General features: G+C 74.2%; 17 protein-coding genes. 9 read left to right on the forward strand and 8 right to left on the reverse strand.

Features of this window, described 5'->3' with window-relative positions; translation table 11 throughout:
• Nucleotides 1–78: 78 nt before the first annotated feature.
• Both ABD437_RS38345 and ABD437_RS38350 read left to right on the forward strand, forming a co-directional pair.
• Nucleotides 79–951 carry a PAC2 family protein gene (locus ABD437_RS38345; protein ID WP_035856257.1) on the forward strand — a complete coding sequence of 291 codons (873 nt, stop codon included), beginning with the start codon at nt 79–81 and terminating at the stop codon, nt 949–951.
• Between the two features lie 80 nt (nt 952–1031).
• Entirely contained in the window at nt 1032–1220 is a 189-nt protein-coding gene (locus ABD437_RS38350; protein ID WP_344653897.1) for a DUF397 domain-containing protein, read from the forward strand.
• Nucleotides 1221–1233: 13 nt separating this feature from the next.
• Here the strand turns inward: ABD437_RS38350 and ABD437_RS38355 are convergent, their stop codons facing one another.
• Nucleotides 1234–2121, reverse strand: coding sequence for a helix-turn-helix domain-containing protein (locus ABD437_RS38355; protein WP_344653898.1), 888 nt, complete (start codon nt 2119–2121; stop codon nt 1234–1236).
• Nucleotides 2122–2467: 346 nt separating this feature from the next.
• Here ABD437_RS38355 and ABD437_RS38360 point away from each other — a divergent pair, with 346 nt between their 5' ends.
• From ABD437_RS38360 to ABD437_RS38380, 5 genes are all read left to right on the forward strand, one after another.
• Nucleotides 2468–2707 (forward strand): hypothetical protein, encoded by a 240-nt coding sequence (locus ABD437_RS38360; RefSeq protein WP_344653899.1) that lies wholly within the window; start codon nt 2468–2470, stop codon nt 2705–2707.
• 46 nt (nt 2708–2753) lie between these two features.
• Nucleotides 2754–3998, forward strand: a complete 1245-nt coding sequence (locus ABD437_RS38365) for a sensor histidine kinase (protein ID WP_344653900.1) — start codon at nt 2754–2756, stop codon at nt 3996–3998.
• On the forward strand, nt 3995–4654 hold the full coding sequence (locus ABD437_RS38370; protein ID WP_344653901.1) for a response regulator: 660 nt from the start codon (nt 3995–3997) through the stop codon (nt 4652–4654). Before ABD437_RS38365 ends, ABD437_RS38370 begins: the two co-directional genes overlap by 4 nt.
• Nucleotides 4655–4733: 79 nt before the next feature.
• Nucleotides 4734–5474, forward strand: a complete 741-nt coding sequence (locus tag ABD437_RS38375) for an ABC transporter ATP-binding protein (RefSeq protein ID WP_344653902.1) — start codon at nt 4734–4736, stop codon at nt 5472–5474.
• Nucleotides 5474–7957, forward strand: coding sequence for an FtsX-like permease family protein (locus ABD437_RS38380; RefSeq protein WP_344653903.1), 2484 nt, complete (start codon nt 5474–5476; stop codon nt 7955–7957). The genes ABD437_RS38375 and ABD437_RS38380 overlap by 1 nt, the downstream gene beginning before the upstream one ends.
• 39 nt (nt 7958–7996) lie before the next feature.
• On the opposite strand, the gene mshC is transcribed toward ABD437_RS38380, so the two are convergent.
• On the reverse strand, nt 7997–9232 hold the full coding sequence (gene mshC, locus ABD437_RS38385) for a cysteine--1-D-myo-inosityl 2-amino-2-deoxy-alpha-D-glucopyranoside ligase (RefSeq protein WP_344653904.1): 1236 nt from the start codon (nt 9230–9232) through the stop codon (nt 7997–7999).
• Between the two features lie 185 nt (nt 9233–9417).
• Between mshC and ABD437_RS38390 the strand changes: the two genes are divergently transcribed.
• Both ABD437_RS38390 and ABD437_RS38395 read left to right on the forward strand, forming a co-directional pair.
• Nucleotides 9418–10857 (forward strand): amidohydrolase family protein, encoded by a 1440-nt coding sequence (locus ABD437_RS38390; RefSeq protein WP_344653905.1) that lies wholly within the window; start codon nt 9418–9420, stop codon nt 10855–10857.
• Between the two features lie 109 nt (nt 10858–10966).
• Nucleotides 10967–13804, forward strand: coding sequence for a toll/interleukin-1 receptor domain-containing protein (locus ABD437_RS38395; RefSeq protein WP_344653906.1), 2838 nt, complete (start codon nt 10967–10969; stop codon nt 13802–13804).
• On the opposite strand, the gene ABD437_RS38400 is transcribed toward ABD437_RS38395, so the two are convergent.
• From ABD437_RS38400 to ABD437_RS38425, 6 genes are all read right to left on the reverse strand, one after another.
• Nucleotides 13743–15971: a transglutaminase TgpA family protein gene (locus ABD437_RS38400; protein ID WP_344653907.1), complete on the reverse strand. Its 2229-nt coding sequence runs from the start codon at nt 15969–15971 to the stop codon at nt 13743–13745. The two genes, ABD437_RS38395 and ABD437_RS38400, sit on opposite strands and share 62 nt — an antisense overlap.
• The gene (locus tag ABD437_RS38405) at nt 15968–17098 is read right to left on the reverse strand and encodes a DUF58 domain-containing protein (RefSeq protein ID WP_344653908.1); all 1131 of its coding nucleotides are present in this window, start codon (nt 17096–17098) and stop codon (nt 15968–15970) included. The genes ABD437_RS38400 and ABD437_RS38405 overlap by 4 nt, the downstream gene beginning before the upstream one ends.
• Nucleotides 17099–17103: 5 nt before the next feature.
• Complete coding sequence (locus ABD437_RS38410) at nt 17104–18105, reverse strand: AAA family ATPase (protein WP_344653909.1); 1002 nt, start codon at nt 18103–18105, stop codon at nt 17104–17106.
• An 18-nt stretch (nt 18106–18123) separates the two neighbouring features.
• On the reverse strand, nt 18124–20169 hold the full coding sequence (locus ABD437_RS38415) for a fibronectin type III domain-containing protein (protein WP_344653910.1): 2046 nt from the start codon (nt 20167–20169) through the stop codon (nt 18124–18126).
• A gap of 191 nt (nt 20170–20360) precedes the next feature.
• The gene (locus ABD437_RS38420) at nt 20361–21182 is read right to left on the reverse strand and encodes an SCO1664 family protein (protein ID WP_344653992.1); all 822 of its coding nucleotides are present in this window, start codon (nt 21180–21182) and stop codon (nt 20361–20363) included.
• Nucleotides 21179–21706: a DUF3090 family protein gene (locus ABD437_RS38425; RefSeq protein ID WP_344653911.1), complete on the reverse strand. Its 528-nt coding sequence runs from the start codon at nt 21704–21706 to the stop codon at nt 21179–21181. Before ABD437_RS38425 ends, ABD437_RS38420 begins: the two co-directional genes overlap by 4 nt.
• Nucleotides 21707–21745 lie beyond the last annotated feature (39 nt).

Consider the following 21745-nt stretch of genomic DNA (forward strand, 5'->3'; position numbering starts at 1 on the left):
CCGCAGAGCCATCAGGGCATATCGGGTGCCCTCGGCCGCTCCGCCCCCTTCGACTTGCGTCCCGCGTAGGGTGGTTCCGTGACCGAGTTCGACGGACTACCTGTGCTGCGTTCCCCCATCGTCATCGCGGCGTTCGAGGGTTGGAACGACGCGGGTGACGCGGCGACCGCGGTGGTCGAGCACCTCGAGCTGGAGTGGCAGGCCAAGCCCGTCGCCGAGATCGATCCGGACGACTACTACGACTTCCAGGTGAACCGCCCGCTGGTCTCGATGTCGGAAGACCCCAGTGGACGGCGCATCGAGTGGCCCACGACGCGGGTCTCCACCTGCACGCCCCCCGGCGCCGAGCGCGACGTCGTGCTGGTGCGCGGCATCGAGCCGAACATGCGCTGGCGGGGTTTCTGCGAGGAGATCCTGGAGCTGTTCCACGCCCTCGACGTCGAGCAGGTGATCCTGCTGGGCGCGCTGCTCGCCGACACGCCCCACTCGCGCCAGTTCCCGGTGACGGGTTCGGCGTCCGACCCGGAGATGGCCAACCGGTACGACGTCCAGCAGACCAAGTACGAGGGCCCCACCGGCATCGTCGGCGTCCTGCACGACGCGTGCGTGCGCGCCGAGATCCCGTCGCTGTCGTACTGGGCGCAGGTGCCGCACTACGTCGCCCAGGCCCCCAACCCGAAGGCGACGCTGGCGCTCCTGCACACGCTGGAGAACGTGCTCGACATGCGGGTGCCGATGGGTGAGCTCGCCGAACGCGCCGCGGCCTGGGAGTCGCAGGTGAACGAACTGGCGGCGTCGGACGCGGACATGGCCGAGTACATCCGGACGCTGGAGCAGCGGGACGGCGACGAGCCGCTCCCGCAGGCGTCGGGCGAGGATCTGGCGCGCGAGTTCGAGAAGTACCTGCGTCGCCGCGGCGGCACCGCCGGCCCCGGCGGCCCCGCCGTCTGACCGACCCGCACGACTTTCTGACTATTCGGGCATATAGTGCGTAGCCGTTCCTCTTTTCCTGATCAAGGAGCCGAAGCACCGTGACCGTCTCTCGATGCGCGGGGCCCGCGTGGCGGAAAAGCAGCTACAGCTTCGAGGGCAACTGCGTCGAGGTCTCCACCGATGGTCAGACGGTGCGGGTGCGTGACTCCAAGGACCCGGACGGCCGCCGCCTGTCGGTGACGCCCGCGGCGTGGAGCGATTTCCTGCGGCTCGTCCGCTCTCGCTGATCAGCTCCGCGCCTCACGGTCGCTCAAGAGTGCCGAGGGCCTGTTCGATGAGCGCGGTCGTCGACTGATCGAGCGCGAGGTTCTCCGCCTCGAAGAACGCATCGAGGTAGGCCGCCGGGCTGCCGACGACATCCGAACCGTGCGCGTCTTCACGGGTCAGCCGCTCCCCTTCGGGCCGTTCGACGTAGAGCAGATAGGGCTCGTCGGGATCGGCGAACTCCAACAGGATCGTGGGCCAACGGAGCAGAGGATAGAAGCCCGCCACGAATGGCACGACATAGATCGTGGCCGCTTCGGAATGAATCAGATCGAGTAGGTGGCGCAGTTGTTCGCGCATGACACCGGGGCCACCCACCGCACGGCGGATGACCGCTTCATCGACAATGAAGAACAACTTTGGCCCGTCCGATCCCAGCAGTAACTCCTGTCGATCGAGGCGTAATTCCAGACGCTTCTGCAGCCGATCTTCTTCGAGGGAAATCGCCGCTCCGGCCATCACCGCCCGCGCGTAATCGGCGGTTTGTAACAGGCCGGGGACAGCAAAAGACTCGAATCCCCGAATTACCGTCGCCGCGGATTCATGGGCCAAGTAGGTTCGGAACTCCGACGAAACGACGTCCTTGTAGATGTCCCAGTCGGAGGGCCTGCGCGCCGCCCGGGCCATGGCGACCAGCTCGTCGATCCGGGCCGGCTCGGTGACTCCGTAGTGCCTGAGCAGGGCACGCAGGTCGTTCGTCGAGATGTTCACGATGCCGCTCTCGATACGGATGAGCTTCGACAGCGACCAGTCCATCTCGCGCGCGACACCGCGCTGCGTCATACCGGCCTGCTCACGCGCCGACCGTAACGTCGCCCGAATCCGACGCCGTAGGACAGCAGGGTCGATTCTGCGCGCGTCCATTGGACCCTCCCCCGGCAGAGTCGGCACGCGAGTAGCTACCTCGCTATCAGCCAACAGGCCGATAGCCTACAGTCCACCATCGACCACCGTCCGTAATTCTGCAACGTGCTCGGTTCTCGTGGACGCTTATTTTCGTGCAGCGCACAACATGCACCGCGACGCTCGCTCGATGCAGGCGGCGCCGCGCTAGCTGGCGGGTTGATGACATCCTCACGCCGACTCCGGCGCCGTCTACGCTTTTTTTAGGCCATCGAGCTCGATCGACCGGAGTGTTCGAACAGCACGCGGGCTGACGTCATTTCGGTCGTACCCATTCGTCGCCGGGTACCAGGGCAGGGAGCGGACAATGGCTATTCAGGAGACAACCGGCGGCAATCGGCAGGATGACGGCGACTCCCGGGTGCCGCGATGGCTGCTGCTGCTCGTCACCGTGCTCGCGGCGGCGGTGCTGGCGCAGTGGGCGGGCATCCTCACGGCGGCCAGTGGCAGCAGCGGCGTCCAGGCCGTCACCGTCGGGTTCCTCGTCTTCGGCGGTGGCGTGCCGGCCATCCTCAAGATCATCGCCTTCCTGGGCGACCGCGACTGAGAGCGTCCCGCGCCGGGGGCGCGGGCCACGGCTACTCTCGGCAGGCATGCGGCACGTGCATCTGTGGCTCCGGGGACATCCCCGGGTGTTCGACGGGCTCGCTGCCACCGTCGTCGCGCTGCTGGCGCTTCTGTTGTTTCCCGGGGTGACCAACTCGGGGTACTGGTGGCAGGCGGTCTTCCCGGTCACCTTCGTGGTGCCGGTCGCGCTGCGTAGCCGGTTCCAGGTCGGTGCCCTCTACGCCACCGCGGTCCTCGGGCTGGTCAGCCTGGCCACGTTCGACTTCCCGCACCCGGCGATCCTCTACGCGGGCATCGTCATGGCCTACTCGGCGGCCGCGTACGCGCCTCGTCCGCACGCTCGGGCGGCGCTGGTGCTGAGCGTCGCGTTCGGCGTCATCGGTGGGGTGAAGTGGTCGTATCTGGTGCTCAGCCTGACCGGGACCTCGTACACGCTGACCGATCTCGCGGCGCGCAACCAGATCATCGCGCTCGCGGTGAGCATCGGGGTGTGCAGCGCGCCGCTGGTCATGGCCTGGCTGTGGGGTGGGGTCGTGCACGCCCGGCACGCGTACCTGCAGGAGGCGCTGGACCGGGCCTCACGGCTCGAACGCGAACGCGACGCGCTCGCCCGCCTCGCCGTGGTCGAAGAGCGCGGCCGCATCGCCCGTGACCTGCACGACGTCGTCGCCCACAGCCTTTCCGTGGTGGTGCTGCAGGCGGACGGGGCCCGGCACGTCCTGGAGTCCGATCCGGCGCGGGCCGCGGTGGCGCTCGAGACGATCGGGCGGACGGGGCGCGAGGCCACCGCGGAGATGCGCCGGCTGCTCGGTGTGCTGCGCAGCCCGGAGGCCGCGTCCCGGGCACCCCAGCCCGACCTGGGGCAGCTCGAGACGCTCGTCGGCCAGGTCCGCGAGTCCGGCCTGCCGGTCACGCTGGAGGTGTCCGGTGACCTGGGGAGCGTGCCGGCCGGTGCCGGCCTGTCGGCTTACCGGATCGTGCAGGAGGCGCTCACCAACACCGTGAAGCACGGCGGGCCGTCCGCGTCGGCCGCGGTCGGCCTCGCGGTCGAGCCCGACGGGCTCTCGGTCTCGGTGGTCGACGACGGGCGCGGCGCCGCCGCCGCGAACGACGGGGCGGGGCTCGGGCTGCTCGGCATGCGTGAACGGGCCGCGGCGGTCGGTGGCGAGGTCACCGCCGGTCCCCGCGCGGGCGGCGGTTTCGCGGTCACGGCCTGGCTGCCGGCCAGCGGCGTCCCGTCCGTACGGACCTCCAGTGAGGTGGCACGATGATCCGGGTTCTGCTCGTGGACGACCAGGAGCTGGTACGCAGCGGGCTGCGGATGGTGCTCGACGCCCAGGACGGCCTGGTGGTCGTCGACGAGGCCGGGGACGGCCAGGCGGCGGTCGACCGCGTCCGGGCCGGCGGCGTGGACGTCGTCGTGATGGACGTGCGGATGCCGCGGCTGGACGGCGTGGGGGCCACCGAGCGCATCGCCGCGCTCCCCGACCCGCCGCGGGTGCTGCTGCTGACGACGTTCGACCTCGACGAGTACGCGTTCGCGGGTCTCCGCGCCGGTGCGGCCGGCTTCCTGCTCAAGGACGTGCCGACGAACGAGCTGGTCAGCGCGATCCGGGCGGTGCACGAGGGTGACGCGGTGGTGGCCCCGTCGACGACCCGCCGCCTTCTCGACCGGTTCCTCCCGCACCTTCCCGGGCCGCAGGCCGACTCGGCCGACGTCTTCGCCGAGCTCACCGCCCGCGAACGCGAGGTGCTGGTGCTGCTCGCGAAAGGGCTGTCGAACCTGGAGATCTCCGCGGCCCTGTTCCTCAGCGAGGGAACCGTGAAGACGCACGTCAGCCGGGTGCTCACCAAGCTCGGTGTCCGCGACCGGGTGCAGGCCGTCGTGCTCGCCTACCAGTCGGGGCTGGTAGGTCTCGAGCGGTAGGCGGGTACATCGAACGACCTACGGCGGACGCGACGTCAGCCAGACGATTCCGGCGTTCACTCTTCGTAGCGTCGAGGGCATGGACAACACCGCCGCGGTCACCGCCACCGAGCTCACCAAGGTCTACGGCACCGGCAACACCAGAGTCAGCGCCCTGCGCGGTGTCTCGCTCGCGGTGCCGCACGGCCAGTTCGTCGCGATCATGGGACCGTCCGGCTCCGGCAAGTCGACGCTCCTGCACTGCCTGGCCGGTCTGGACAAGGCGTCGTCGGGGAGGGTGCGCATCGGCACCGCGGAGCTCGACGGGCTCGCCGACGGGCGGCTGACCCGGCTGCGCCGCGAAGCCGTCGGTTTCGTGTTCCAGTCGTTCAACCTGCTGCCGACGCTGTCCGCGGCCGAGAACATCCTGCTGCCGCTGCGGCTGGCCGGGCGCCGCCCGGACGGTGACTGGCTCGACCGGGTGATCGACCTGCTCGGCCTGGCCGACCGGATGCACCACCGCCCCAACCAGCTCTCCGGAGGACAGCAGCAGCGGGTGGCGGTCGCGCGTGCGCTGATCACCCGGCCGTCGGTGGTGTTCGCGGACGAGCCGACCGGCAACCTGGACTCGCGCTCCGGCGCCGAGGTGCTGAGCCTGCTGCGGGCCAGCGTCCGTGAGCTCGGCCAGACCGTGGTCATGGTGACCCACGACCCGCGCGCGGCCAGCTACGCCGACCGCGTCGTGTTCCTCGCCGACGGCCGGATCGTCGACGAGGTCACCGACCCGACCCCCGAGGTCGTGCTCGACCGGGTGGGCCGGCTGGAAGCGCGGGCGGCCTGATGCTGCGCGTCGCACTCAGCCGGATCCGCTACCAGTTCGGGTCCCTCCTGCTCGTCTCGCTGGCGGTCGCGGCCGCCGTCGCGTTCATCGCGGCGTCGTTCACGTTGGGCGACGCCATCCGCGCCGCGGTCTACCGGGAAACCGCGGCCCAGGCCGCGCACGTCGCCGCGCACGCGACGCCGGGGGACGCCCCGTTCACCGACGCGACAGTGCGGGCCGTGGCGGCGCTCCCGGGCGTCACCGCGGTCCAGCCGCGCGCGGACTTCGGCACGATCACCCTGCTCCAGTCGGACGGGACGGTGGTGCGCGTGCCGGGGCAGCCGATCCTGTCCGCGTTCGTGGCACCGGTAGACCCCGTCCTGTCCGAGCGCGAGCTCACCGCGGGGCGGTTCCCGGCGAGATCCGGCGAGCTCGTCGTCCCGAAGGCGCTCGCCGACGAGCGGGGCTGGAAGCCCGGAACGACCCTCCAGGTCCTGGACACCGACCGGGGCAGGCACCGGTTCACGATCACCGGCACCGTCGACGGCCGGGTCGAAGCGGGTGTCGCCGGTCTGCTCCCGGCCGACTACTCGTCGCTGCTGGGTGTGCGCGAGTGGTCCGCGCTCGACGTCACCGGCCCGGTGACTCCCGACGCCGTGCGCACGGCACTCGGTCCGGCCACCGTCGTCTCCGGCGCCGAGTACGCCGACCAGCTGGCGTCCGCGCAGCTCGGCGGCTCGATCACCGCGATCATCGACGGGCTGAAGCTGTTCGCGTGGGTCGCGGTCGCGGTGGCCGTCGCGGTGGCCTACAACGCGTTCGGCATCGTGCTGGCGCAGCGACGGCGCGAGGTGGCGCTGGTGCGCTGCGTGGGCGCCGGCCGCGGCCAGGTGTTCCGCGCGACGGTCCTCGAGGCCGGGGTGGCCGGCCTGGTCGCCGCGGTGGCCGGTTACGTCGCCGGGCAGGGCCTGACCGCGGTCGCGACCTACGGGCTGACCTCGGCCGGGCTCGCGCCGGACAGCCTGCGGGTGACGTTCTCCCCGGTCGCCGCCGGGGTCGCGCTGATCGTCGGCGTCTCGGTCTCGGTGCTGGCCGCCGTGCTTCCGGCCTGGTCGGCGACCCGGGTCGCGCCGGTGCGTGCGTTGTCCGACCAGGGCGAGCTGATCGAGGACGCCCGGGTGGGCCGGGTCCGGCTCGCCGCCGGCGTGCTGCTGCTCGCCATCGGGTCGGCGCTGGCCTGGTACGCGGCCGACCAGCGCGACAGCTGGACCGGCATCGGCGGCGGTTTCCTGGTGATGCTCGCGCTCCTGGCGCTCGGGCCGGTCGTCGTCGGACCGCTGGTGCGGATCGTCGGGTTCCCCGGGCGGCTGGCCGGCGCCGCCGGGCACCTGGCCGCCGCCAACGGTGCACGCAACCCGCGGCGGACCGCGGCGGTGACCAACGCGCTGACGATCGGCATCGGCCTGGCCACCGTCATGCTGGTCGGGTTCGCGTCGCTGGAGAAGACCGCGAACGCGCAGCTGACCGGGAGCTACTCGGCCGACTTCACGCTCACCAGCGTGGCGCCCGCGCCGGCGACGCTCCCCACCGGGTTGGCCGCCGCACTGGCGGAGAGATCGCCGCTGCAGACGCCGGTGCCGGTGCGCTCCCACGACGTCGACCGGATCACCGGGAAGAACGCGACGCTCGGCACCAGCGTGCTCGCGCTCGGCCCGGACGCGCTGCGCGCGCACCTGCCGTCGAAGTTCACGCTCTCCGGGGACCTGCGTGACTTCGGTCCCGGGCGCGTCGTCGTCACGGCCAAGGCCGCGAAGGACCTCGGCGGGCTCGTCGCCGGTGACACCGTGCGCATCGAGAACACCGCGGTGCGGGTCGCGGCGGTCGTCGAGGGCGGGTACAGCTCGCCGTTCGGCCCGCTCACGTTCGACCCGTCCGACTTCGACCGCTGGTACGGCTCCGCCGGCCCGACCGGCCTGCTGATCTGGGCGAAATCCGGCGTCGACGCCGCCGACGCCAGGGCCGCGATCGACGACGCGATCGCCGCGCTGCCCGACGTCGAGGTGCAGGACCTCGCGGGCCTGCTGGCCGACCTGGAGTCGCAGATCAACGGCTACCTCACGGCCGGTGGCCTGCTGATCGGCATGGCGGTGTTCATCGCCGTGCTCGGCGTGATGGTGACGCTGACCCTGTCGGTGCTGGAGCGTCGCCGGGAGATCGCGGTGCTGCGTGCGCTCGGCCTGACCCGCGGCCAGCTGTACACGACGCTGACGCTGGAAGGCGCGATCATGGCGCTGCTCGCGGCGGTGGTGGGCACGGCGCTGGGCATCGGCCTGGGGATCGCCGGCACGCTCGCGGCGTTCGGGGTGCAGGACGATCTGCTGATCGCGCTGCCGGTGCGGATGATCGCCGGCGTACTGGTGGGCGCCGCGGTGATCGGTGTGCTCGCGGCGCTGCCGCCCGCGCGCCGGGCGTCGAAGACCGCCCCGGTCGCGGCGCTGGGCTGAGAGGGGCCGGGTCCGGCGGGCCGCCGGACCCGGCCGCACTCAGAGCGCGACGCCGAGCAGCGCGTCGCTGGTGGAGCGCACCAGCGCCGGGGCGGACGGGTCGGGGCCACCGTCGCGCAGGGCGGCGTCGGCCCACTCGTCGACCGCGCGGATCGCGCCCGGGGAGTCGAGGTCGTCGGCGAGCCGCTCACGCACCTGGTCGAGCAGCTCGACCGACGACGGGCCGGTGGCCAGCGCGGTGGCGTCACGCCAGCGGGCCAGCCGGGTCTGGGCCTCGATCAGCGCGTCGGCGGTCCAGGAGCGGTCCGACCGGTAGTGCCCGGAGAGCAGCGCGAGCCGCACCGCCATCGGGTCGACGCCGTCGCCGCGCAGCCGCGACACGAACACCAGATTTCCCCGCGACTTCGACATCTTCTCGCCGTCGAGGCCGATCATCCCGGCATGGACGTAGTGCTTGGCGAACGGCCACTGGTCCGCGGCCGCCTCGGCGTGCAGTGCCGACATCTCGTGGTGCGGGAAGATGAGGTCGGAGCCGCCGCCCTGGACGTCGATGCCCAGGCCGAGGCGGTTGACCGCGATCGCCGCGCACTCGACGTGCCAGCCGGGGCGCCCCGGCCCGACCGGCGACGGCCAGCGCGGCTCACCGTCGCGGGCACCGCGCCAGAGCAGCGGGTCGAGCGTGTTGCGCTTCCCGGGCCGGTCGGGGTCGCCGCCCCGCTCGGCGAAGAACCGCGCCATCGTGTCGGCGGAGTACCCCGACTCGTAGCCGAAGCGCCGGGCGGCCGCGACGTCCTGGTACACGTCGCCGGTGCCGTCGTCGAGCTGGTACGCCACCCCGATCGACACCAGCTTCTCGACCAGCTCGGCGATCTCCTCGACGGCCTCGACGACCCCGACGTAGTGCGCCGGCGGGATGACCCGCAGCGCGGTCATGTCCTCGCGGAAGAGCGCGGTCTCACGCATGCCGAGGACGATCCAGTCCTCGCCGTCGCGGTCGGCCCGCTCGAACAGCGGGTCGTCGACGTCGGTGACGTTCTGGACGTAGACGACGTCGTGGCCGTTGTCGCGCCAGACCCGGTTGACCAGGTCGAACGTGAGGTACGTGGCGGCGTGGCCCAGGTGCGTGGCGTCGTAGGGGGTGATCCCGCAGACGTACATCCGGGCGACCGGCCCGGGGGACGTGGGCCGGACCTCGCGCGTGGCCGAGTCGTGCAGCCGCAGCGGCACGCCGGTTCCGGGGAGAAGGGGCACGTCAGGGTGCGGCCAGCTCTGCATTCCCCGAGCGTAACCGGGATTAGCGCCGCAATGAACGACCACTTTGCGGACGACTGTCCGCTGATCGGCCAGGGGTTGACACGTCACCGTTCGCGAACCAAGGTTCAGTCAGCATCTCCGCGCTCACTGTGCGGACATACGTCCGGACATAGCTCGTACCGGGACGACGAAGGAGTCGAACACCCATGAGCGACCAGTTCCAGCCCGGCCGCCCGATCGTGCTGCGCGGCGGCACCGTCCTTCCGATGGACGCCTCCAAATCGGTGCTGCGCGACACCGACGTGCTCGTCGTCGGCGACAAGATCGAGGCCGTGGGCCCGAACCTGAGCGTTCCGGAAGGAACGGCGGAGATCGACGCCACCGGCGGTCTGGTCATGCCCGGCATGATCGACACCCACCGGCACATGTGGCAGACCGCGATGCGCGGCTACGGCGCCGACTGGACCCTCACCCAGTACTTCGTCTTCTACTACCTCCAGCACGGCAAGTCGTTCCGGCCCGAGGACATCTACGCCGGCAACCTGCTGTCCGCGATCGAGGCCCTGGACGCCGGCGTCACCACCACCGTCGACTGGTCGCACAACAACCACACCACCCAGCACGCCGACGCCGCGGTCGACGCCCTCGAGGCGGTCCCGGGCCGGTTCGTGTTCGCCTACGGCAACATCCAGGGCGGCGCGTGGGAGTGGGCCACCACACCGGAGTTCCGCGACTTCGTCGAGCGGCGCATGCACCGCGGCGACATGCTCGGCTTCCAGCTGGCGTTCGACGTCACCGGCGACCCGGCGTTCCCGGAGAAGGCGGCGTTCGAGGTCGCCCGTGACCTGGGCGCGAACGTCACCACGCACGCCGGGGTGTGGGGCGCGACGAACGACGACGGCATCCGCCTGATGTACGACAACGGCTTCATGACGCCGGGCAACGTCTACGTGCACGCGGCCACGCTCTCCGACGACTCGTACCAGCGCATCGCCGCGACCGGCGGCTCGGTGTCGGTCTCCACCGAGAGCGAGCAGAGCTGCGGCCAGGGCTACCCGCCCACCTGGGTGCTGCGCAAGCACAACGTCCCGGTCTCGCTCTCGATGGACACCAGCGTCTGGTGGAGCGGCGACCTGTTCTCGGCGATGCGGGCGACGCTCGGCGCCGACCGCTCCCGCGAGCACCTCGAGGCGCACAAGAACGGCGACACCGTCACCCACTCGCACCTGCGCGCCGACCAGGTCGTGGAGTACGCGACCCGCGGCGGGGCGGCGGCGCTGGGCCGCGACGACCTGGGTCAGCTCGCGCCCGGCACGAAGGCCGACGTCGTGCTGATCAAGAACGACAGCTCGCCGGTGATGTTCCCGCTGCTGAACCCGTACGGGCACGTCGCGTTCCAGGCCCAGCGGGGCGACGTCCACACGGTCCTGGTCGACGGCAAGGTCGTCAAGAGCGACGGCAAGCTGGTCGGCATCGACCTGGGCGCGGCACGCAGCGCCATCGAGTCGACCGTCGAGTACCTGCAGGCGACGCTGGGCGAGGAGGCCTGGGCGGCCGGCATGAACCCCGACATCCCGGAGACGAAGGTGCTCGACAACCCGTACACCTACACGGACTACCGCAGCAGCTCGACGCACGGGAACTAGCCGGCCGCGGTGCCGGTGGTCGCGGCCCCGCCGTGACCACCGGCACCGGGCCGTCGGGCCCCGGCGCGGGCCGTTCGGAGGCCGCCGGGGCACGCTCCACTGTGCTGTGATGACGCACGTGCGGTACCACGGCTTCCTCTCGTACGCTCGGGCGGCGGACGACGGGCGGGCGCGGGCGGTCAAACACGCGCTCGAACGGTACGCGCGGCCCTGGTACCGGTTCGCGGCGTTACGCATCTGCCTCGACGAGACCAACTTCGCCGCCGGTGGCGACGTCGAGGCGACGATCGCCGAGAAGCTGGAGCGCTCGGACTTCCTGATCGTGCTGGCGAGCCGGCCGGCGGCGACGTCGGTCTGGATGGCGTTCGAGGTGCGGCACTGGCTGGCCCACGGCGGCTCGCCCGACCGCCTGGTGGTCGTCTCCACCGACCTGGCGCCGCGCGACGCCGGCGGCCCGGACGGCACGATGGCCGACCGGGTCCCCGAGCAGCTGCGCGACACCGTGGCCCAGCAGCTCGTCGTCGACCTGTCGTGGTTGCGCGGCGTGGACCGGCAGGACCTGGCCGACCCGCGCTGGAGCACCGAACTGGCGAAGCTCTCCGGACGTCTGCACGACGTCGACCCGGAGGAGATCGCCGGCGAGGAACGACGGCAGCGGCAGGTGTTCCACCGGCTCCGGCGGCTCGCGATCGCCGGGCTCGCCGTGCTGACCGTGCTGTCGGTCACGCTGGCCACCGTCGCCGTCGCGCAGACCCGCTCCGCGCGGGAGGAGCGGGCGGCCGCGGTCCGCGCCGAGCACGTGGCCCGGTCGCGGCAGCTGGCCGCCGCGTCCGTCGAGATCGGTGAGACGGACGCCGACCTCGCGAAACAGATCGCGATCGTCGCGTACCGGGAGTGGCCGACGACCGAAGCCGCCGCGGCCGTGCTGAGCACCGCGCCGCGGCCCGGCACGATCGTGCTGCCCGGCCCGGCCCGCTCCCCCCGGTTCAGCCGGGACGGCCGGTACCTGGCGGTCCGGTACGGCACGTCGACGCCGGGTGTCGTCGTCCGTGACCTGGTCCGGCGCCGGACCGTGGCCGACCTGGCGCTCGAGGGCCCCGACGAGGTCGTCGGGCTGGCCTACGGCGGGTCCGGGACGCTCGTGGTCCTCGCCCGGAGCACCGGTCTGGAGCTGTGGCGGGTCGGCGACGGCCGGTTGACCCGCGTGCGCGGAGTGACCGGCCTGTTCCCGGGCGAAACGCCGAGCGCGGTGGCGATGAGCCCGGACGGGCACACCGTGGTCGTCGGCGGGACGCGTGGTGGCGTGGTGGCGGTCGACGTCAGCGACCCGGCGAACCCGGTCGCCGGGCCGGTGCGCGCGGGCGGCCGTCCGGCACGGACGGTCGAGTACGCGCCGGACGGCCGCACCGTCGCCGTCGCCGACGACACCGGCGGGGTCGCGCTCTGGACGCCGGACGGCGCCGGCGCGCTGACCCGCCGGGGCGCGCTGCCGGGCGGGACCGCGCCGGTCTCCGGCCTGCAGTTCGGCCCGGAAGGCACCACGCTGGTCACCGCGACCAGTACCGGCGCCGCCCGGCTCTGGGACCTCGCCGCCGGCACCGTGCCGACGCGCCCGGTGGTGAGCTGGTCGCTCGGGACGGGCGCGTCGGGCTTCGTCGCCCTCGCCCCCGACGGGCGCACGCTCGCCGTCGCGGTGGGCACGGACACGGTGGGGCTCTGGGACCTCACCGACCCCTACGAACCACGGTCCCGGCCGCCGCTGACGATCGCCCGGGCCGACGAGTACGCGCCGCTCGCCGCGCTGCGCTACCGGCCGGGGACCTCGACGCTGCTGGTCGGCGAGCCGGGCGGCCCCGGGCTCGAGCAGTGGGACCTGGCCACCCCCGCTCAGCAGGGCGCTCTCGCCGCGCTCCCCTACGACTCACCGCTGAGCGGAAACGCGGCACCGGCCGCGGTGGATCCGGCGCACGAGCGGATCGCCACCGTGTCGTCCCAGCAGGTGTGCGTCGTCGCGGTCGGCGACCTCCGCCGGCCCGTCGCCACCCCGGACGGGTGCGCACCGATCGACCGCGCGCTCGGCACGACGTTCTCCGCCGACGGGACGCGGCTGGTGACCTCCACCGCGGCCGAGGGGCCCGACCAGCTGGGCGCCCCCGCCGCGGTGCGGATCTTCGACGCCGGGCCCGGCCGCGGCCGCCTCGCGCTGCGCACCGCGTTCACGGTTCCGGGCACGCTCTGGACGCCGACGTTCCGGCTGACGCTCCGGCCGGACGGTGCGCGGCTGGCGCTGACGTCCTCGGGCGGCGTCGAGGTCTGGGACGTGTCCGGTGCACCGCGACGCCTCGCCCGCGTCGCGGCCCGCGACGTCGGCCCGATCGGGTTCCTCGGCGCCGACCACCTGGTCTTCGGCACCGGTCCGGGCGCGCTCGGGGTCTGGCGGATCGGCGGACCGGGGTTCCGCCGGATCGCGACCGACGGGTTCGGGGTCGACGCGCTGGCCGTCAGCCCGGACGGCCACGCGGTCGCCACCGCGAGCCGCGGCGGCGTCCGGCTCCACCGCGTCGACGGCGACACGCTGACGCCCACGGCCGCGCTCCCGGGCTCGGAGGCACGCCGGCCGGGGTTCACGACCGCCAACCAGGTCGTGTTCGGCCGGGACTCGCGTCGCCTGGTCACGGTGGGCGGCGAGCGGGGCCTCCGGCTCTGGGACGTCGCCGACCTCGACCGTCCGGTGCGGCTGCTGAGCTACCCGGGCGGCGCGGCCCCGGCCGGGTTGAGCCCCGACGGCCGGCTGCTGATCGGGCAGTCCCCGGCCGGGCTGACGATCTGGGACACCAGCGTCGAACCGGCGATCACCGTCTCGTGCGGAACGGTCGGCGAACCCGTCACCCGGGCCGAGTGGCGGATGTACGTCCCCGACCGCGGGTACCGACCGCCGTGTCCCTGAACCGGTGTCGGGGCAGGGCCCGGCGGGGATGGACGGCCGCGATCAGCCGCCGTCGCAGGCCCGCGTGGCGCCGGGCGGCCCGCCGCACCGCGGCGCTGCGCAGCCAGGCCCCCCGGACCTGGTGCGTCTGCGGCGCGGTGCCGCCGTACCGGGCCCGGTTCGCGGCCCGGGCCAGCTCACGCAGCGCCACCACCCCCGCGGGCCCGACCCGCGGCTCGGCGTCCCTGGCGACCTCGGTCGCGCCCGCCGACGGCGACGGACGCCAGCCGAGCCACGCCAGCTCGTCGAGCACCGCGGCCCACGCGGCGACGACCTGGGCCTGCGGACCGGCCCGGCGTCCCCGGTGGCGCCGCCGGACCGGCACGGCCGTGACCAGCACGAGGTAGCCGAGCACCAGCACCAGCAGCGCCGTCCCGCCCGCACGGAACGCGCCACCCCACGACGACGACGTGACCGGCTCCGGCCCGGTACGCACGGCGGCGTCGACGGCCGGGCCCCGCGGCGCCGCGGTGTACCGCTGCTCGGCGGCCCGCGCGGCGGCGGCCGTGGCGGTGTCCTCGCCCGGCACGGGCACGGAGCCCGACCCGCTTCCCCGGCTCTCCCCCGGCGTCGGCAGGAACGACAGCCACCCGGCGCCGTCGAAGCGCACCTGCGCCCACACCAGCACGTCGCGCCCGCGGACGTCCTGCACCCCGGACGCCGGCCACACGCTGCTCGGGGCGAACCCCACGACGAGCCGGGTGGGAAGGCCGGCCAGCCGGGCGGCGAGCGCGAACGCCACCGCGAACTGCACCGTGCTCCCCCGGCGGGTGCCGTCCAGGAACGTGCGTAGATGGCCGAGCGTTTGACCCGGCGGGACGCGCGGATCGTTGGCGTAGGAGCGGCGGAGCTCCCGCTCGATCCGGTACGCCCGCAGGTACGGCGGATCCGTGGCCGGGCCGGCCACGTCGGCGAGCCGGCGCAACCCGGCCGGCGGCTCGGCCGGTACCGCGACCTCGTCCGGTTCCGGGCGGGCGGCACGCAGCGCCAGCAGGGCCTCGGCGGTGCGTGCCGCCGGGGGTGCGGAGGTGAGCGTGAACGTCCGGCCGGGCCGGAGCGGCCGGGTGCTCAGCAGCGCGCCGCTGTCGGCGTCGACGAGCAGGCCGGTGGCCGACGGCAGCGCGGCGGGCCGGTCGGCGGCCGGCACCAGCGCGCCGGGCAGCGCGCGCACGGTGATCCGCTGGTGGATCACCGGCCCGGTCCGGCCCGACGACAACCGGCCCGACGGCAGGCCCGACGACGGCAGGCCCGACGACGGCCGGCCCGACGACGTCCGGGCCGGCGGCACCGCCAGCCCGGCGGCGTCGAAGCGGGCCGCGGTGCGCCACCGCACCCCGTCGTAGAGCGGCAGCGTCACCAGCCGCCAGCGGGCCGGTGCGTCGGCCTCGACCCGGAACAGCACCCGGTCGGGCTCGGCCAGGAACGCCCCGGCCCGCTCCAGCGGATCGTCGGCCGGCACCGCCCGGACCGGCGGCCGGTACGCCGCGCGCGGATCGAACACCGCGCCGTCCGACGGCAGCGCGACCACGACCGTGCCGGCCACCACCACGGCCACGGCCAGCACGGCGACGCCGCTCGCCCGCGCCGCGACGGTGCCGGCGCCCCGCGTCAGCAGCAGTGCGCCCGCCCCGGCGACCAGCACCGCGGTCGGCAGCAGCAGGGAGCCGTCGGCCGGCACGCAGAACCCGACGGCCACCACGTAGGCGACGCCGGCCGGCGCGATCGCCAGGACCGGACCCGCCCGCCGCACGACCAGCTCGGCCCCGGCCGCGGCGGCGAGCCAGGTGACGGCGGCCGGGACCAGCAGCAGGTCGGGGCGCGGTGGCACCGGCAGCGTCGTCGTGAGCAGCCGGGCCCAGCCGTTGAGCAACCCGTCGCCCACCGGGCCCGGGCCGCCGAGCCGGACCGCGGCCACCAGCACCGCGACCACGGCGGAGAACACCAGCGACGCCACCGGCGGCCACCGCCACCAGCCCGCGGCCAACGCCGTGGTGAGGACACCCACCGCGGCGGCGGCCACCACGACCGCCGGCAGCCCGGCGGCGAACGCGCGGGTGAACACCAGGCCCGCGGCGGCCGCCGTGCCCGCGGCCAGGACCAGGTCGACGCCGGACCGGAACGCTCTCATCGTGCCGCCGCCCTCTCCCACGCCGCCGCCGCGTCGGCCGCTCCCCGGGCCACCACCGTGGTCACGTCGCCCTGACCGGTCACCGTGCGCCGCTCGGCCGACACCCCGACGCGGACCAGGACGGTGCGGCCGTAGCGCTCGGAACAGCGCGCCACCTCACCCGCCTGCCCCCGTTCCACCAGGCCGGTCACCACGGTGAGCAGCGCGGCCCGGCCGGTACCGGCCCGGAGCGGGGCGTCGCCGGGCTCCGCGCCGACCAGGGCCAGGCGATCCAGCACGTCGTCCGCGCGTCGCCGGTCGCGGTACTCGACGGTCCGGCCGGACCCGGTCCGCAACGTCCCGCGCGACCGGACCGGCCCGGCCGCCAGCAGCACCGAGGCCGCGACGTCGACGGCCGCCTCGAACGACTCGTCGTCGTCGAACGCGTCCGGCCGGGTGTCCAGCAGCACGACGTGCGCCAGCCCGACCGGCGCGAGCTGCGGACGCACGTGCAGCGTTCCGGTCCGCGCCAGCGTGGCCCAGTGCACCCGGCGCAGGTCGTCGCCCGGCACGTACTCGCGGAGCGAATGGTCGGCGACGCCGTCCCCGGCCTCCGCGCCGGCGTCGTCGGGGTCCGAGGTCGCGATCCGGCCGAGCGCCGGGCCGCGCACCGGCACCGGGCGCGGCGTGACCAGCAGCGTCGACGCGTCCGCGATCCCGGTGCGCCGCTCGGCCAGCCCGAACGGGTCGCGGCGGTGGACGGTGAGCGGGCCGACCGCGAACCGCCCGTGCCGGGACGTGCGCACCGGCACCCGGGTGGCGCCGGTGCGGACCGGGCCGAGCACCGCGTGCTCCGGGTCCACCGCGCCCTCCAGCGTCACGGTCGACGCGCCGCGCGCTCCGGCCACCTCGACGACCGCGAACGCCGGGTCACCCCGGCGCACCCGGGGCTGCTCCAGCCGGACGGTCCCGGCGGGGCGGGCCGGGCGGGCGACGACGAGCAGCGCGGTCAGGAGCAGCACCGCGGCCGCCACCGTGACCGCGGCGAGCGCCGCCCACCCGGTGCCGTACGCGGCGGCCGCGCCGAACCCGACCACCGCGACCAGCGCGCGGCCCGACGACGTCAGCCGCGGGAACCCGGACGACACGGCGCTCAGCTCGACGCGCCGGGGCCCGGCACCGCGCCCCGACCCGCCGCCACCAGGTCCGGCACCGGCACCTCGTCGAGCAGCCGGGCGACGACGTCCGAGCCGGTCACGCCGGACAGCTCGGCCTCCGGCCGCAGACGCAGGCGGTGGGCCAGCACCGGCTCCGCGCCCGCCTTGACGTCCTCGGGCACGACGAAGTCCCGGCCGTCGGCGGCCGCGCGGACCTGCGCGACACGCATCAGCGCCTGGGTGGCGCGCGGGCTCGCGCCGAGCGCGATCTCCGGGTCGTTCCCGGTGCGGGTCGCCGCGACCAGCCGCACCAGGTAGTCGTCGATCACGTCCTCGACGTGGATGCCGGCCACCAGCCGGCCGTGGGCCCGGAGCCGCTCGGCGCCGAGCACCGGCTCCGGTGGCTCGGACGGAGTGGCCGCCCGGATGCGGCGGAGGATCCGCGTCTCCGCGTCGTGGTCGGGATACCCCATCCGGATACGCATCAGGAAGCGGTCGATCTGCGCCTCGGGCAGCGGGTAGGTGCCGTCCATCTCGATCGGGTTCTGGGTCGCGATCACCAGGAACGGACGCGGCGCCGGGTGCGCGGTGCCGTCCACCGTCACCTGCCGCTCCTCCATCACCTCGAGCAGCGCGGCCTGCGTCTTCGGTGACGCCCGGTTGATCTCGTCGGCGAGCACGACCGGCGACAGCACCGGCCCGGGGCGGAACACGAAGTCCTCGCGCTCGCGCCGGAACACCGAGACGCCGGTGATGTCGGACGGCAGGAGATCCGGGGTGAACTGGATCCGTTTGCACTCGACGTCGACGGTCGCGGCCAGGCTGCGCGCCAGCGAGGTCTTCCCGACGCCGGGCACGTCCTCGATCAGCAGGTGGCCCTGGGCGAACAGGCAGATCAACGCGTTCTCGACCGCGTCGCGCCGACCGTAGACGACGCGCTCGACCGCGTCGGCGGCGGCGGCGAAGTCGGTCGCGAACCCGGCAACGTCATCGGTCATGCGGTGCTCCGTCTCCGATCAGCAGCGGGGAATGCCGGGTGAGAACTCACCGATGTAGGAGTTCGGGGTGCTCAGGTAGTAGTCCGACACGTAGCCGACGACTCCCTGGTAGCGGACGCGGTCCCAGATCTCGGACCCGGGTCCGAGGCCGGCGAGGTCCACCTCCTGGGCGTTCGGGCCGCGCACCTGGCAGAGGATCTCCACCTCCTCGCCGACGTCGGTGCCCGGCACCGGGGGCAGCGAGACGTCCAGCGGGCCCTCGGCCGGGGCCGCGAACAGCGGAACGGGGTCCTCGCTGTGGTGGTAGTTGCAGGAGTCGCACGGCCGCGGTGCGGTCGCCGTCCCCTCCGCCGACTCGCCCCACTCCGCGGCGTTCTTCGCGTTGACGTGGAAGTCGACGACCGTGCCGGGGATGAGCGGCCCGACCTGGTAGCTGAGCGTCGCGGCGTCGAGCTGGCGGATCGACTCCGGCAGGCCCTCGTTGAAGTCGAAGCCGACGTTGTATCCCTCGATCAGGCCGCCGTCCTCGGCGGGCGGCTCCCAGCTGAACGTGATGTAGTTGCCGCCGTCGGACTGCGAGCTCAGGTTGAGCGGCGCACCCGCCGCCACGCAGCCGCGCGCGGTCAACGGCCGGGACGTCAGGTTGCCGCCGACGTCACGGACCACGTAGGTGCGCAGCGCGCAGTCGTCGGTGGTGACCCGGAACGTGGTCGGGCCGGTGGGGACGGTGGCGCTGCCGTCCGCCGGCGTCACCTCCACCGCGTAGGTACCGGGCGGTTCGCCGAGCGTCGGCCGCACCTGGACGTCGACGTACCCCGGCCCGGACGTCACGGCGGCGCCGAGTGTCCGTGACGCCGGTGCGGGCGTGCCGGCGCGGGTTCCGCCGGACCGGGAACCGGTGCCCGGCGTCGGGCTCCCGCGCACGCCCGGGCTGGGGCTGGAGCTGCGCCGGGGCCGGGGCGTCGGGGACGGGCGCGTGCTCGGGCGGCGCGAACCGGCGGCCAGCACGCGCGGATCGGGGGTGGCGCTGCTCGTCGGCGGCGTCCGCAGTTTGTCGATCCGGCGGACCGTCTCCCCCTCGATCACCACCGCGAACCGCCCGGACGGGTCGTCGACCCACACCCGGCGCCCCTCGGCCCGCGCGGTCAGCGGCGCGGCCTTCCCGGTCACCGGGACCGGCTGCCGGACCCGGCCGTCGGCGACGCCGACCCGCAGCACCGTGCCGTGGTCGAGGTCGGGCACGTGCACCGTGCCGCCGGCCACCGTCGGCCGCCCGAGCCGCCCGCGGACCGGCAGCGCGACCGATCGCACGGTGCCGGTCCGCACGTCGGCCAGCAGCAGGGTGCCCCGCGCACCGGTGACGACCGGGAGCACCGGGCCGGGCGCACGGGAGGCCGCGACCAGGTCGGGTGCGGTGGCCGGTAACCGGATCACCCGGCCGCGCCCGCGCGCGGAGAGCGGCGTGAGCGTGCCGGCGGCCGGGTCGAGCGCCACGACGTCGTCGCCGGCGCGACCGAGGCGCACGCCGGTGCGTGCCGAGCCCACCGGCATCTCGCGTCCGGACGGTGCGAGCACCGCGCCGCGCCGGGGCACCGCGAGCCAGGTGCCCTCCGGCCCGAGGAGCGCGTCGGAGATCCGGTCGCCGGCCCGCACCGGGTCACCCCGCCGGCGCAGCGTCCGCGGATCGAACGGGACGACCAGCCCGGACTCGCCGAGCACCGCGTACGCGCGGTCGCCGTCGACGAGCGTGGTCATCGGCCCGCGGCCGAACGAGGCCGTGGCCCCCAGCACCAGCCGGGACCCGTCGACGACGTGGACGAGCCCGCGGCGGGGTTCGGTCACCAGCGTGGTGTCGCCGGCCGTGGCCACGGTCAGGTCCGGACCGGCGCCCGGGACGTCGATGCCCGCGTCCGCCCGGCCGCTCAGCGCGCTGACGTGGACGAGACGTCCGGGCGTCGCGAGCCACGTGCCGCTGGAGCCGACGCCCAGCGTCGCGGCGCGTTCACCGCGCCCCAGCAGCACCACACCGACGGCTCCGGCGAGCAGCACGCCGACCAGCGGCACCGTTCCCCACCGCGACAAGACCCGGGCTGCCCCGGTCGCCCGCCCCACTGTCGGCCCCTCCCGACGGCAACGGAGGGCACAGTAGTGGTGACGGCCTGTTTCGCGCGCCCCCTCTTCGGACGTCGCGGCTCGGCCCTGGAGGCTAGGCCCTGTCCTAAGTCTCGCTCGCAGCGAGACTTACCGGACAAGGCCTAGAACGGCGGCCAGGGGACGACGTGCCGGTGGCCGGCCGGCCTCGGGAAACGGCGGGAGCGCAGGAGACGATCGACGCGGGCGACCGTGGTGTCGACCTCGGTGACGGTCAGGTGCTCCTCGAGCGCCTGCCGGAGCGGCCCGTCGGGGCCCAGCTCACCGCGCACCCGGGTGAGCGCCTCGACCTCGTCGTCGTCGAGCGGCTCGCCGCCCCAGCCCCAGAGCAGCGTGCGGAGCTTCGTCTCCTCGTGGAAGCACAGGCCGTGATCGACGCCGTAGAGGTGTCCCTCGGCGGTGAGCAGCAGGTGCCCGCCCTTGCGGTCGGCGTTGTTGGTGACGGCGTCGAGCACGGCCAGCCGGCGCAGACGCCGGTCGTCGGCGTGGGCCACGACCACGTCGCGGCCGCCGCCGTCGACGCCGCCGAACACCGGGAACCAGCCCTTCGGAACGGTGTTCTCGGGCAGCAGGTCGACGAGTTCGTCGACGGACTCGGATTCGATCCAGAGCTGGCACATGCCGGGCCCGAACGGCCCGTCCCGCAGCAGGGTGGGCGGCACCAGGTCCCAGCCGAGCGCCTGGTCGACCAGGTAGGCGGAGACCTCGCGCCCGGCCAGCGTGCCGTCCGGGAAGTCCCAGAGCGGCCGCTCGCCGCGCACCGGCTTGTAGACGCACGCCGCGCTGACGTCGCCGGCGCTCACGGTGGCGAGCAGCGTCGCGTTGCTGGCGTCGACCAGGCGGCCTTCGATCGTCAGCTCACCGGTGGCCAGCAGGACGAGCGCTTCGGCCGGATCGAGCGCCGCCGGCTGTTCTGCTGTGCTCAGCGCCGGTACCCGTTCTGACGGGGGCAGACGTGCCCGCCGGCCTCCAGCGGCAGCCCGCACAACGGGCACGGCGGACGCCCGGCCGCCACCACCCGCACGGCCCGGGCGACGAACGCCCTGGTCTCGTTGGCGGTGAGCCGCACCCGGAGGCTGTCGAGCTCCTCCTCCGGCTCCTCTTCGTCGTCGGACTGCGCGGTGGCCTCGACGATGACCGTGGAGGACTCGGCGTCCCAGGCGAGCGAGAGCGTGCCGACCCGGAACTCCTCCTCCACCGGCGCCGTCAGCGGCGCGGTGTCGACGTCGTCGGGCTCGTCGCCGGTGTCGGCGCCGAGCCGGCGCTGGGCTTCCTCGAGCAGCTCGACGAGCCGCTCCGCCAGCAGCGCCACCTGGGTCTTCTCGAGCACGACGCTGACGGTGCGGCTCTCGTCGGTGGCCTGCAGGTAGAAGGTGCGGTCGCCGGGCTCCCCAACCGTCCCGGCGACGAACCTCTCGGGGCGTTCGAACGCGTAGACCTGACCTGCCATGCCTCGACCCTACGCGGTCCGGGCGCGGGCTGCCTCCAC

The sequence above is a fragment of the Cryptosporangium japonicum genome, assembly GCF_039524755.1.
Classification (GTDB): Bacteria; Actinomycetota; Actinomycetes; order Mycobacteriales; family Cryptosporangiaceae; genus Cryptosporangium; species Cryptosporangium japonicum.

Excerpts from the sequence above, each read along its gene's own strand:
- ABD437_RS38355 (WP_344653898.1), bottom strand. The coding sequence starts at position 2,121 with ATGGACGCGCGCAGAATCGACCCTGCTGTCCTACGGCGTCGGATTCGG.
- ABD437_RS38360 (WP_344653899.1), top strand. The coding sequence starts at position 2,468 with ATGGCTATTCAGGAGACAACCGGCGGCAATCGGCAGGATGACGGCGAC.
- ABD437_RS38365 (WP_344653900.1), top strand. The coding sequence starts at position 2,754 with ATGCGGCACGTGCATCTGTGGCTCCGGGGACATCCCCGGGTGTTCGAC.
- ABD437_RS38370 (WP_344653901.1), top strand. The coding sequence starts at position 3,995 with ATGATCCGGGTTCTGCTCGTGGACGACCAGGAGCTGGTACGCAGCGGG.
- ABD437_RS38375 (WP_344653902.1), top strand. The coding sequence starts at position 4,734 with ATGGACAACACCGCCGCGGTCACCGCCACCGAGCTCACCAAGGTCTAC.
- ABD437_RS38380 (WP_344653903.1), top strand. The coding sequence starts at position 5,474 with ATGCTGCGCGTCGCACTCAGCCGGATCCGCTACCAGTTCGGGTCCCTC.
- mshC (WP_344653904.1), bottom strand. The coding sequence starts at position 9,232 with ATGCAGAGCTGGCCGCACCCTGACGTGCCCCTTCTCCCCGGAACCGGC.
- ABD437_RS38390 (WP_344653905.1), top strand. The coding sequence starts at position 9,418 with ATGAGCGACCAGTTCCAGCCCGGCCGCCCGATCGTGCTGCGCGGCGGC.
- ABD437_RS38395 (WP_344653906.1), top strand. The coding sequence starts at position 10,967 with ATGACGCACGTGCGGTACCACGGCTTCCTCTCGTACGCTCGGGCGGCG.
- ABD437_RS38400 (WP_344653907.1), bottom strand. The coding sequence starts at position 15,971 with ATGAGAGCGTTCCGGTCCGGCGTCGACCTGGTCCTGGCCGCGGGCACG.
- ABD437_RS38410 (WP_344653909.1), bottom strand. The coding sequence starts at position 18,105 with ATGACCGATGACGTTGCCGGGTTCGCGACCGACTTCGCCGCCGCCGCC.
- ABD437_RS38425 (WP_344653911.1), bottom strand. The coding sequence starts at position 21,706 with ATGGCAGGTCAGGTCTACGCGTTCGAACGCCCCGAGAGGTTCGTCGCC.